10 protein-coding genes are annotated in these 12,298 nt (G+C 50.0%); 6 read left to right on the top strand and 4 right to left on the bottom strand.

Annotated elements, in window-relative coordinates:
* Positions 1-245: 245 nt before the first annotated feature.
* Positions 246-1,919 (bottom strand): DUF1565 domain-containing protein, encoded by a 1,674-nt coding sequence (locus tag NG833_RS20855; protein WP_254567195.1) that lies wholly within the window; start codon positions 1,917-1,919, stop codon positions 246-248.
* A gap of 275 nt (positions 1,920-2,194) precedes the next feature.
* Here NG833_RS20855 and NG833_RS20850 point away from each other — a divergent pair, with 275 nt between their 5' ends.
* From NG833_RS20850 to NG833_RS20835, 4 genes are all read left to right on the top strand, one after another.
* Complete coding sequence (locus NG833_RS20850) at positions 2,195-3,307, top strand: thiamine phosphate synthase (protein ID WP_254567194.1); 1,113 nt, start codon at positions 2,195-2,197, stop codon at positions 3,305-3,307.
* Positions 3,300-3,509 carry a sulfur carrier protein ThiS gene (thiS, locus tag NG833_RS20845; RefSeq protein WP_015147635.1) on the top strand — a complete coding sequence of 70 codons (210 nt, stop codon included), beginning with the start codon at positions 3,300-3,302 and terminating at the stop codon, positions 3,507-3,509. The genes NG833_RS20850 and thiS overlap by 8 nt, the downstream gene beginning before the upstream one ends.
* 537 nt (positions 3,510-4,046) lie before the next feature.
* Positions 4,047-5,009: a DUF1517 domain-containing protein gene (locus NG833_RS20840; protein WP_254567193.1), complete on the top strand. Its 963-nt coding sequence runs from the start codon at positions 4,047-4,049 to the stop codon at positions 5,007-5,009.
* Positions 5,010-5,166: 157 nt separating this feature from the next.
* Positions 5,167-7,056 (top strand): serine/threonine-protein kinase, encoded by a 1,890-nt coding sequence (locus NG833_RS20835; protein ID WP_254567192.1) that lies wholly within the window; start codon positions 5,167-5,169, stop codon positions 7,054-7,056.
* Positions 7,057-7,146: 90 nt separating this feature from the next.
* Here NG833_RS20835 and NG833_RS20830 read toward each other — a convergent pair whose 3' ends face one another.
* The gene (locus tag NG833_RS20830) at positions 7,147-8,094 is read right to left on the bottom strand and encodes a glycosyltransferase family 2 protein (RefSeq protein WP_254567191.1); all 948 of its coding nucleotides are present in this window, start codon (positions 8,092-8,094) and stop codon (positions 7,147-7,149) included.
* A gap of 245 nt (positions 8,095-8,339) precedes the next feature.
* Complete coding sequence (locus NG833_RS20825; RefSeq protein WP_254567190.1) at positions 8,340-9,326, bottom strand: glycosyltransferase family 2 protein; 987 nt, start codon at positions 9,324-9,326, stop codon at positions 8,340-8,342.
* Positions 9,327-9,774: 448 nt separating this feature from the next.
* Here NG833_RS20825 and cobU point away from each other — a divergent pair, with 448 nt between their 5' ends.
* Positions 9,775-10,347: a bifunctional adenosylcobinamide kinase/adenosylcobinamide-phosphate guanylyltransferase gene (cobU, locus tag NG833_RS20820; RefSeq protein WP_254567189.1), complete on the top strand. Its 573-nt coding sequence runs from the start codon at positions 9,775-9,777 to the stop codon at positions 10,345-10,347.
* Positions 10,348-10,700: 353 nt separating this feature from the next.
* Positions 10,701-11,228 (top strand): hypothetical protein, encoded by a 528-nt coding sequence (locus NG833_RS20815; protein ID WP_254567188.1) that lies wholly within the window; start codon positions 10,701-10,703, stop codon positions 11,226-11,228.
* A gap of 52 nt (positions 11,229-11,280) precedes the next feature.
* Here NG833_RS20815 and NG833_RS20810 read toward each other — a convergent pair whose 3' ends face one another.
* Positions 11,281-12,240, bottom strand: a complete 960-nt coding sequence (locus tag NG833_RS20810; protein WP_254567187.1) for a ribonuclease Z — start codon at positions 12,238-12,240, stop codon at positions 11,281-11,283.
* Positions 12,241-12,298 lie beyond the last annotated feature (58 nt).

Genomic DNA, 12,298 nt, shown 5'->3' with positions numbered 1-12,298 from the left:
GCGCAATGCTTGCGCCCTGGGGCGCAAGCATTGCGCCCCTACATTGACGGGGCTATTCCGTTGATCCGTCACTACGAAGGAACGTTTTGGAGATTTTATTTTTTGGAGTTCCCTAAGTGTAAAAAACTTACCCTTGGCAAAGTTTGCAAAAAAAATTCAGGAGTCTAAGGGTTGACAATTCGTTAACCTGAATTGCTCTTAATCATGACTCCTGAAAGGGAATTGTTTTCTAGGTTGATTCAAGGTTATTCGATATCTAAAACCACCCCAGTTAACCCGTTGCGCTGAAGCAATTGCATCATTTCATCGACTTTCTCTTGGGTGGCAAAGGCTCCGACCTGCATCACCATCCGACCATTAATTCGGGTCCGGAAGGCATCGGAAACAACGCGACGGACCCGCGCTTGATCGCTGCTACTGGTGGCATTAACAATCACCCGATAGCGCAGTCCCAGGGCGGCGGCGCGACTGGGCGGGGTCGGGGGTCCATTACCCGCACCGCCACTGGGAACACCTACGACTGGGACTCCAGCGCCCCAATTTCCGATCGGGGGATTGCCATCGGGAACGGGTAAGAGGTTCGGTAGGGTATCCCCAGGTCGATTCCCGATCGCCGGTGCCGGTGCCGGGGTTCGCGGTGCCGGTGTCGGTGCCGGTGCAGTCCCGGTTTGGGGGGGCGGTACAGGAATGGGAATGCCTTCACCCGGTGCAGGAACCGGCAAGCTCACCGTCGCCGATAACGGAGGCTGAGGCGTTGTGGCAGTGGGACTCGGAAAAGAGGCTGGGGTTGCTGGTGGTGTGGGGGCCGGAGTCGCTGCGGGCCGGGGTAAAGGTAAAGGGCGTGGCGGTGCAGTGGCAACCGGGGCGCTGAGATTGGGATTGAGCGTCCCATTCAGGTCCAATCGTCCACTGGTGCGATCGCTGGCGACTTGATTCCCAAACGCCGGAATAATCTCTTTTGTCGCACTCCCATTAATATCCATCTGGCCGTTATTGCGGACCACATTCCCCCCGGGGTCACCAGAAGTCCCCATATCCGGACGAGAATTGCCAACGGCAACCACCCCATTTTCCTCATTGGTTTCAATCTGATTATTCCGCAACACCGGACGGGCGGTGCCATGAATCACCACCCCATCTCGATTCTGCCGCACCTGATTCCCCGTTAAAATCGGTTCCGCTTTCTGTCCGATATTGATTCCAAATCCAGTGCGCTCAAACACATTCTCCACAAGCTGGGGTCGGGAAGTTCCATAAATGGTGATGCCGTTGGCCCCATTTTCCACAAAATGATTGCCCCGAATTGTCGGTGCACTATTACCTACCACGGAAATCCCATCATGTCCGCTGCCGGTGAAGGTGTTATCCGTGACCTCCATTGAGGCGGATTCAATCCACAAGGCATAACCACTGGTATTGTCATTCGTTAGGGTGACTCCGGAGAGGCTGGCTCCTTCAGCAGCCACCAGTCCCACATTTTGCCTTGCCGAACTGCGACTGAGGTAAAGACCTCCCCCTTGAATAATAATTCCCCGTCCTCGGGTGCTGGTATCCCCTTGCAGGGTGACTTGGGGTTTGAGCATCAGAGGAAAGCTTTCCCCAGTTTCAGCGCTATAAGTGCCAGGACTCAGCCGGATCGTGGTGTTGGGTTTGGCTTGTCGCAACGCTTGAGTAATCGTTTTAAAGGGGGCGGATTCGCTCCCGTCGCCACTGGAGTCATTCCCCTGGGTGGGATTGACAAACAGTTGGGTTTGTGAGGCTACTTCGGTTCCCGAATTTTGGGCAGTTTGCAATTCGGGAATGCCTTGGGCGATCGCCGTTGGCCCATAGAACCAAAACAACGCAGTCATAGCCACTCCCAACTGGGCCACGATGCGATACCGATATGAACGCCATTGATGGGGGCTTCTGAAACTCACGACTCTCCTCCTACTAAACGAATCACCTTTTTCAGTTGCAGTTCATCTGATGTAGATGCCGATAAAATGCCCGAGTGTCAATCTCTTCCCTCCTGATTATCCAATGAAATTAACGGATGTCTAATTTTTTATGCCACAATAAATTTCGCTGCTTCAAAAAAATTAAAAAAGCGGACAGGATATTATAAGTTTGCATCATAGCGTTCCTCAATATTCACGCCTCATGTCCAAGGTTAAAACAGACGGTTCGGATATAGCAATCACAGGGGGTTTCGATGGCTGAAAACAACAGCGGTTTAGCAAGGGTGTCGGATTTAGGGACCCTCCAATGGCAACCGGCGCTCTGTCGCATTTTAGATGCCAATTTAGACCGGGCACGCGAAGGCTTGCGGATTATTGAAGAATGGTGTCGCTTTGGCTTGCAAAGTTCCTCCCTCGCCAATGAGTGTAAGTCCATGCGCCAGGAACTCGCAAGTTGGCACGCCCCAGAACTGCGGGCGGCCCGGAATACTCCACAGGACCCAGGTACTGAACTGAGCCACCCCCAAGAAGAAGAACGCTCTGGCATTGAGTCCCTGTTACAGGCCAATTGCTGCCGAGTCGAAGAAGCCCTCCGGGTTCTGGAGGAATATGGCAAGCTGTATCATCCAGATATGGGCGCTGTGTTTAAGCAGATGCGTTACCGCGTTTATACCCTGGAAAGTAGTTTACTCGCTTACCGGCGTCGTCAACTCCTGGATCAATCTCCTTTATATCTGGTTACGTCCCAGCATGATAAGTTGTTCGCTGTGGTAGAAGCGGCCCTAGAAGGGGGCTTAACCTTGGTGCAGTACCGTGACAAAAATACAGATGATGGGGAGCGTCTCCGGAATGCGGAACGACTCCGCCAAATTTGTCACCACTATGGGGCACTATTTATTATGAATGACCGGGTGGATTTGGCCTTAGCGGTAGATGCGGATGGGGTTCATCTCGGACAACAGGATATGCCGACTGCCTTTGCACGCCAGTTGCTTGGCCCTCAACGTTTAATCGGTCGTTCTACCACGAACCCGGAAGAAATGCAACGGGCGATCGCAGAAGGGGCGGATTATATTGGGGTCGGTCCAGTGTATGAAACGCCGACAAAACCGGGCAAAACTCCAGCGGGTCTAGCTTATGTCCGCTATGCTTCGGAGCATTCTTCGGTCCCCTGGTTCGCGATCGGTGGCATCGATATGCACAACCTCACCGATGTCCTCGATTGTGGTGCCGAACGGGTGGCGGTGGTGCGCGGCATTATGGAGGTGGAACAGCCGACTTTAGTCACCCAATATTTTCTATCTCAAATGAATCGGATTCAAACTCTGAAAGCTGTTGAACAACGGAATGTCCAGTCTAATGCCTGAAATAGCGTTACAAGTAAATGGTGAAACCCAATCTTGTCCCCCGGGACTGAATCTCCCGCAGTTTCTAGAACAGTTGGGATTAAATCCTCGGTTGGTGGCGGTGGAGTACAACGGGGAAATCCTCCATCGGCAATTTTGGGAGGGAACTCAGATGCAGCAAGGCGATCGCCTGGAAATTGTCACCATTGTCGGTGGCGGCTAAAGGGTCCAAGGGAAGCAATTGCAACACCGGCGGCGGTTAAAACCTAGCCCTGAATGGGTGGTAAATTTAATGCCGAAAAATGGTTATTTCTTGTAGGGGCGCAATGCTTGCGCCCTTTGTAGGGGCGCATTGCGCCCCTACAAATAATTGACCGCAAAATGTAGAGGCAATTCGTGAATCGCCTCTACAAGGGCGCAAGCATTGCGCCCCTACAAATAGTTGACAGGGGCAAAATGTAGAGGCGATTCTCGAATCGCCTCTACAAGGGCGCAAGCATTGCGCCCCTACAAATACACCTTGATAGGGTGTTGCAATGGGTACAAGACTCAGATTGATGAAAAAACCCCAAGGTTCGGCTATCCTCCCCCAAATCCCTTGGGATTTCGAGTTCGGTTGGCAGAGGAAAACGATACATTAGAAGGGAGGCAGAAAGTTATAATCTGCCTGCCGACTCCCAAATGCTAGAAAGGTACTGATATAGCAGATACCTTCTGAGTCGGGACCCTTTTGATGAGAATCGGACTTCCTAGCTGCTTTATGTATAGAAAACTGCTTTCAGCAATTAAACCCTTTTTCAAACCCCTCCTGGCGATCGCCTTGGTCGTCGTTTTGGTCCTCGGTAGCGCCGATGCCGCCTTTGCCGCTCGTTCTGGGGGACGCATCGGAGGCGGTTCCTTCCGTGCACCCTCTCGTCCCTATTCTTCCCCAACCCGCACCTATCAACCCGGGGGTGGTGGCTATTATCCCGGTGGGGGTGGATTTGGATTCCCCTTCCTGCTGCCGTTCTTTGGCTTTGGCGGCGGTTTTGGGGGATTGTTCGGAATCTTCATTGTGATCGCCCTTGCCAACTTCCTGATGCAGGCGTTCCGTCGTGCTGGTAGCGAAGAAACTGCTGAATACACGAATAATCCGACAGTGGCGATCGGGCAAGTCCAAGTCGGACTCTTAGCCGAAGCGCGGGAACTACAAGCCGAACTAGATAAACTCGCCATGAGTGCCAATACTGGGTCTGCCGAAGGGCGCGCCCAAGTCCTGCAAGAAGTCAGCCTCGCCCTCTTGCGCCATCCCGAATACTGGGTTTACGGTGCCACCCAATCGGAAAAAACCCGGTTAGCCGTTGCCGAAGCCAAATTTAACCAACTCGCCCTCGGGGAACGGTCCAAAGTCCAAGAGGAAACCCTTTCCAACGTCAATAACCAATTACGCGATGGCAATGCAACCAAGTCATTGCCCACCGATGAAAACGGCGAACTGGTGAAAACCGAAATGGAAGCACCCAGCGAATATATTGTGGTGACCCTAGTAGTTGGCACATTAGGTAATTTGCAACTCCCCACGATTAACAGTTCCGACCAAATGCGCCAAGCCTTAAGTCAAATTGGCGGCATTGGTAGCGAACAGTTGTTAGCCTTCGAGGTCCTCTGGACGCCGCAAGCGAAAGGAGATACCTTGACCACGGATGATATGTTGACCTACTACCCCAACCTACACTTGGTATAAGTTCACTGCGTTGAGCAGTTGAATGAAAAGATTAAACCACAGATTTCACGGATTTTCACAGATTTTTTTCTGTGTCATCGGTGTAATCTGTGGTTTAATTATTAGATAGGGAACCACAGATTACACGGATTTTCACGGATTTTTTTGGGTCAACTGTATGAGCCTCTGCATCAACCCCCACTGCCGCCAACCCGATCGCCTCGATAATAGCAATAACCGTTACTGTCAAAGTTGCGGTTCTGACTTATTTCTGAATGAGCGTTATCGGGTCATGCGGCTATTGAGCGATCGCAGCCGTTTTGGCAATATTTACGAAGTGTTTGAGCAGGGGACGCCAAAAATCCTTAAAGTTCTCAAGTCAGAGTGGAATAGCGACTTGAAAGCCGTTGAGTTATTTAAGCAAGAAGCAGAAGTTTTGCGTCAACTCTCTCACCCCGGCATTCCCCAAGTGGAGGGTTACTTCCAGTATCAAACCCAATCGGGTTTTGGGATGCACTGCATTGTCATGGAAAAGATTGACGGGGTGAATTTAGAACAATGGTTAGGGCAGCAGAATTCTCAAGGGATTACCCAGGAACAAGCGATTAAATGGTTGAAAGAAATTGCCCAAATTTTACAGTTTGTCCATGAACAGCATTTTTTCCATCGCGATATTAAACCTCTGAATATTCTGATTCGTCCCAATGGGCGATTAGTATTAATTGACATCGGCACAACGCGCCAGGAAACTTATACTTATTTAGCGAACGTGGGCGGTATTGGTAGCATTACGTCGGTCACTTCTGCTGGATATACGCCACCGGAACAGCAAAATGCTCAACCGTTACCGCAATCTGATTTTTTTGCCTTGGGACGGACCTTTGTCCATTTATTAACCGGCCAACATCCCTTGATGTTTTATGATGCTTATAATGATGAATTTAACTGGCGCAGTCATCTCTCTGAAATCTCGCCCCTGTTATTAGATTTTATCGATAATTTGATGGAGCGAGTTGCCAGTAAGCGCCCCCTGAATGCTCAGGCGTTATGGCATGGCATTGAGGAACTGGAACAACAATTAATACAACCGCCTCAACCGCCCCTAATAGGTGAAGTAAGCGGGTCCAATTATCTGCCAGAAAATCCTTGTGTTATTAGTAAAGCGACTGATTGTGTTAACACCCTAACAAACACCCTAACGGGTCATTCTCTCGGGATTAATTCTGTAGCCATTAGCCCGGATGGGCAGACCGTTGTCAGTGGCAGTTATGACAAGACTATCAACATCTGGAATCTGGCCAACGGGAATTTAATCGGCACCCTAGTGGGTCATTCTAGGGGAGTTTTGTCTGTAGCCATTAGCCCGGATGGACAGACCCTTGTCAGTGGCAGTGATGACAAGACTATCAACATCTGGAACCTGACCAAGGGGAATTTAATCCACACCCTAGCGGGTCATTCGCGTCATTCTCTCGGGGTTAATTCTGTAGGCATTAGCCCGGATGGGCAGACCGTTGTCAGTGGCAGTTATGACAAGACTCTCAAAATATGGAATCTGGCCAACGGGAATTTACTCAGCAGCCTAACGGGTCATTCTAGCGTAGTTTTGTCTGTAGCCATTAGCTCCGATGGGCAGACCCTTGTCAGTGGCAGTGATGACAAGACTCTCAAAATATGGAATCTGCCTAACGGGAATTTAATCCGCAGCCGAGCGGTTCATTCTTACGGAGTTTTGTCTGTAGCAATTAGCCCGGATGGGCAGACCCTTGTCAGTGGCAGTTATGACAATACTATCAAAATCTGGAATCTGGCCAACGGGAATTTAATCCACACCCTAGCGGGTCATTCGGGGGCGGTTTATTCTGTAGGCATTAGCCCGGATGGGCAGACCCTTGTCAGTGGCAGTGTAGACAATACTATTAAAATCTGGAATCTGGCCAACGGGAATTTAATCCGTACCCTAGCGGGTCATTCTAGCTCAGTTTGGTCTGTAGCCATTAGCCCGGATGGGCAGACCCTTGTTAGTGGCAGTGCAGACAATACTATCAAAATCTGGCGAGGTGAATAAAGGAGGCTGGGAACCGTAGTAAATTAACCACGGATTACACAGATTTTCACGGATTTTTTTCTGTGTAATCTGTGTAATCTGTGGTTAGGTTTAGGCTGATTCTTTGATTTCTGGAAGGGTTGGGGTTTTGGCGGTGGGTTTGGCGGAGAGTTGATTCAACTGTCCGCCAAATTGGCGTAGTTCAAAGAGTTTGACTCCGATTTGATATTCATATTGACTTAGCAGGCGTCCATAAATGTACCCGGCTTTGCCATCCAGAAACCCTAGTTTAAGGATGTAGAACCAAATAAATCTCAGGAGGGGTTTGAAGGGGAGGCGCACCCAAACGGTTTTTAGAAAGCGTTTGCGTTGGACGGCATCGCCGAAAAAGTTTGCTCCAATGGTGCCACTGTCGTCTTTTCCGCTGAGGAGGTTATAGTACACTCTCGCTTCCCAGTTGGAGTAGCGATTATGCCGTTCTAACCATTGATAAATATCTCGGAAGTCTTCATGAATCATGTCCGCTTTCAGATAGGCGGCAGGACGATCTAAGATGACGTGCTCGTGAACTTCGTTATCGCCGGTGTTGGGAACGTCTTCGGTATTTAAGTTTTCATATCGGCCTTTTTGATGGCGGAATAAACGTAGATTCCAGTCGGGATATTTTCCACCAAAGCGAATCCATTTGCCGAGGAAGAAGACTTTCCGATTGAGATAATAGCCATCACAGTTGGGATTTTGGATGGCTTGGGCCATTTCTTCCCAAAGTTCTTGGGGGATGCGTTCGTCACAATCGACAATTAGCACCCATTCGTTGCGAAAGGGGAGGTTTTCTAAGGACCAATTTTTCTTTTTGGGCCAGCCGCCGTTAAAGTGGAATTGAACGACTTTTGCACCCCAATTTTCGGCGATTTCAATGCTCCGATCGCTACTTTGGGAATCGACTAAAAAAACTTCATCGGCGGGTTCGAGACTCGCTAGGCAAGCCGGGAGATTGGCTTCTTCATTTTTAGCGGGAATCAAAACAGAAATTGGAATTTTTGAGGGTGTCGAGGCCATGATTATCTGGTTTAACTTAACGCAAGCTTACAGTATGGATAACAGGTTGATTTGGGACCCGCAGGGGTTAAGGGTGATTCTTAAACTTATAGAGTAGGGGGCGTTCTTTGGGGGTTAAGAGTCGGTGAACATTGCGATCGCCCTCGATACTCCTGAGCCTGTTCTGCCAATCTCGTTCATCCTCCTTCATCCTCCTTCATCTCCATCCTAGGCACATTCCCACCTCCAATTCGCTCTATCTGGTTTTAACCGGGTTCGGCCCGATCGCCTGAATGCTTCTCCCCAGCCGATGTGGATATGGATCCGGCAAATGGAGAACCCAAAAACAGGGAGCGTAATGCTGCGCTTAAATAACCAATCTGACCGTAAGCGTACACCAAGTTGTCAAAGCTTAAGGCCGGATCTCGAACATATTTTAAAGATTTATAAACGCCCCGCAGCACTTTTTCACCGCCATTACTCAACTGTCCGATGCCAGCGCGTCCTGTCAGTTGTTCGCGGTAACACTCGCTAATCCCCTGCCACCATCCACGACTCAAAAACCAACTGCGCTTTAACCGTTCTGGGGCCACGTTATGGGCGGCAGTCGCCTCCGGCAAATAAGCCACTTCCCACCCTTGATTCAGGGCCAGTTCAGTCATGTGGAGTTCTTCGTTGGACAGCAAGGATTTCCCCACGCGACCCAGATTCAAATCAAAACCCCCCACTTTTTCCAGAAACGATCGCCGAATCGAATAATTTAACCCTCTCGGAGTCAAACCCGGTTGACGAATCAGGGTAATTTGGTCCCCGAGGTCATAAGCACCTAAGTTCTCTGCTAGACCCGGAGATAGCCAAATTGGGGGTTCAACCCCTTCGGGCCAAATTAAGGTGACTTTCCCCCCAGCGATCGCCAACTTTTCATTTTCTTGATACGCATTCCACAGGATTCGCAACCACTGGGGAGAGGCGACTGCATCATCATCCAGATAGGCCAAAATTGCACTATTAGCCTGCTTAAATCCCGTATTGCGGGCGATGGACAATCCCAGGGTGGGTTCATAAATGTATTGAACGCGGGAGTCTGACTCCCGTTGGGCGACGACCTCTTTGGTGCGATCGCTCGACCCGTTATCCACCACTATAATTTCAAAATTGGGGAAATCTTGCTGGAGTAAGCTATCAATCGCATCACCTAAATAGATGTCTCGATTGTGGGTACAAATAATTGCAGAGATATCGGGCTGTGGCATAAATGGGTTACTCCGATTGAGTCTAGCTCCGGTGGTGAGTTTTAGATCGTCGTAGTGGGAATTGAGTCTGCTTCCCAAACATTGAGATCATTCCGATGGATTATCATGCGGCTTTTCTCCAAACCGACGCAGGTCCAAGGGGGTCTGTGTCTTAAGATTTTATTTGGATTTGAGGGTTTAAACCGACGCTATAATTACGATAAAAATTCAGGATACCCGATCGGTTTGGACTCGTTCGTTCCTGGTTTTAACCGATTTCAACCGCCTTGACCCTCGGTGAAACTATCTGGAATGGAGTAACTCTCCTTGGAGCAGTATAACTTACCGCTCTAGCAAAACAACTGAGACACAGACCGGGTGAAAGGTAACAAGGGTCTCAGGGCGGGTGATTTTTCAGGGAAATCGGGACGCCAGACTAAACCAATAACAGCAATCAGGGATAGAGAGGGTGGTGAAGCGGATCATTTTGGTGACGGGACCGGCGCGATCGGGTAAGAGCGAATGGGCGGAACTGCTGGCGGAACAATCGGGAAAACCTGTGATTTATCTGGCGACTTCTCGTCTGGATCCCGATGACTCGGAGTGGCAAGGGCGAATCGATCGCCACCGCCAACGGCGACAGGCAAGCTGGAGGACTCAAGAGGTTCCCCTGGCACTCACAGGGGCGATTCTCCAAGGGACTGCCTCGGACCATCCCAGTTGTCTATTGGTGGATTCTTTAGGTACTTGGGTGGCGAATCTGCTCGAAGAAGAGGACCCCACCTGGAGGGGCATTTTAGAGGAGTTGATGGAGAGTCTGAAGGGTTTGAAGCAAGGAACAGTAATTTTTGTGGGGGAGGAGACAGGATGGGGGGTGGTTCCCGCCTACCCAATGGGTCGAAGCTTTCGCGATCGCCTGGGGGATTTGGTGCGCCGTTTAGGGGCGATCGCCGACCCAGTTTATCTGGTGACAGGCGGTCATGCCGTGAATTTGAGTGCGATCGGTTCGGTCCTCCCTCCGCCTCCAACCGGAGAGGATTAAGGGAAAACTTAACAATTCAGCCTGAAAATAAATATCCCCCGGAGGTGGATTTCTCAGACTCAATTTGGGGATTTTTCTAACCCGTCTGGGTTGAGCACAAGCTAAGATAGATGTAGGCTCATGTTTCCTCAGATTGGGCAGAGAATCGCCAGGGATCTCAGTCAGCGTAGGTTATCCTTATGGATAACTTGCTTGGATGTTGCGGCTAAATCCTCCGAACTGGCGATGCCTGAATCCGTTAGAAACGCTCTGGAAACCGCCTCTTTGTCCATTTGTTAGTTTTAGTAAGAAGCTTACGAATCACTCGAATGGGATTGATTCGTCAGTACAGCACAAAGATTTCAGGAAAATTTATGGCAACGGAAGAACAGGTCAAAAAATATCTTGCCTACTGGTTCCAATTAGGCAAAAAGGTTGTGGTGAATAATGGGACGGATAAATTACTGCCGGACCCGATTTACCAGGACAATTCCTACAGTCCAGAATTTGAGAGATGTTGGCAAGCGATCGTGGCTCCAAAGAGTGGGAGTTGTTATCTGGAGGGAACCCAGGAAACGATCGCCGAATTGCTAACGCCAAAGTGGGACGTGATGCTCTGTGCGCGATGTACGATGCCGATTCCTGCTAAAATTCGGGGAACTCCCCCGGAAAACTGTCCTTGTGTGGATTTACCGTTGTGGCCGAATTCGGAAGTGCCCCAACCGAGATCGCCGGTAGACTCAAGCCGTCGCCTGGGAGGAATTCGCGATCGCCTCCGTAACCAGAAGTACAAGGAAGATAACGGCAGCGCTATCTTGGTTCCGGATGAACATTTGATTCCTTTATTAGAAGACCTTCCTCAATGCGAATGTCAGGCTATTTCCAAAATGGGAGTAGAATAACAGTCCTTCCAGGCTCAGGGCGATCGCTTTTAATTCATGAACTGCGATCGCCTTAAGTCCCCACGGACTCTAACTCCGTTGACCGATGGCGTTCCACCTCGTAGGTCCAAAAATCATAAGCCATCTCGGTATTCGGAAAAATCGCCTGGGCTTCTTGGCGCAAATCTTCCAACTGGATATCATTTCCCGGGGCATATCGGGGGCTAAAATGGGTCATAATCAATGTTTTCACCCGGGCAGCTAAAGCCACCTGCGCCGCCATCGTACTGGTCGAATGCAGGCGATCTATTGCCAACTGGGCATCTTGATGGGAAAAAGTCGCTTCATGAATCAACACATCCACATCTTGCGCCAGTTGCACCGCCCCCTCGCAAAAAATTGTATCCGTACAATAGGCCATTTTCCGCCCGGGTTCCGTGGGTCCACATAACTCCTGACCAGAAATCTGCCGACCATCGCTTAAGGTTACCGTTTCCCCGCGTTTGAGTTGACCATAGAGAGGACCGGAGGGAATTCCCAAAGCTGCCGCCTTTTCCACATTAAACCGTCCCGGGCGGTCTTTTTCTTCTACCCGATAGCCATAAGCGGTGACCCGATGTTCTAGGCGTCCGCATTTGACAATAAACTCATCATCCTCATAGACGACTCCCGGGCGACTCTGATGGACTTTAATCGGATAGGAGAAATGAGTTTGGGAGTAGCGACTACAGGCGGCTAAATAGTCATTTAACCCCGCAGGACCGTAAATATCAATCCGACTGGCATTTCCGGCTAAACCGCAACTGGCCAATAGACCCATCAATCCAAAGATATGGTCCCCGTGGAGATGGGTGATAAAGATGCGACTAATTTGGCTAATTTTGATATCGCTACTGAGAATTTGATGTTGGGTGCCTTCGCCGCAGTCAAACAGCCAGACCTCCGATCGCTGAGGCAGACGGACCGCCAAACTGGATACGTTCCGCGATCGCGTCGGTACACCGGAACTGGTTCCTAAAAACGTAATCTGCATCTTAAGGCGCTCTTTTGACCGTTAACACAACTGATTTTGGGCAATTTCCACCCTTCGG

The organism is Oscillatoria sp. HE19RPO (assembly GCF_024220515.1).
GTDB lineage: Bacteria > Cyanobacteriota > Cyanobacteriia > Cyanobacteriales > Laspinemataceae > Laspinema.
This window is presented reverse-complemented; position numbering and strand designations above follow the sequence as displayed.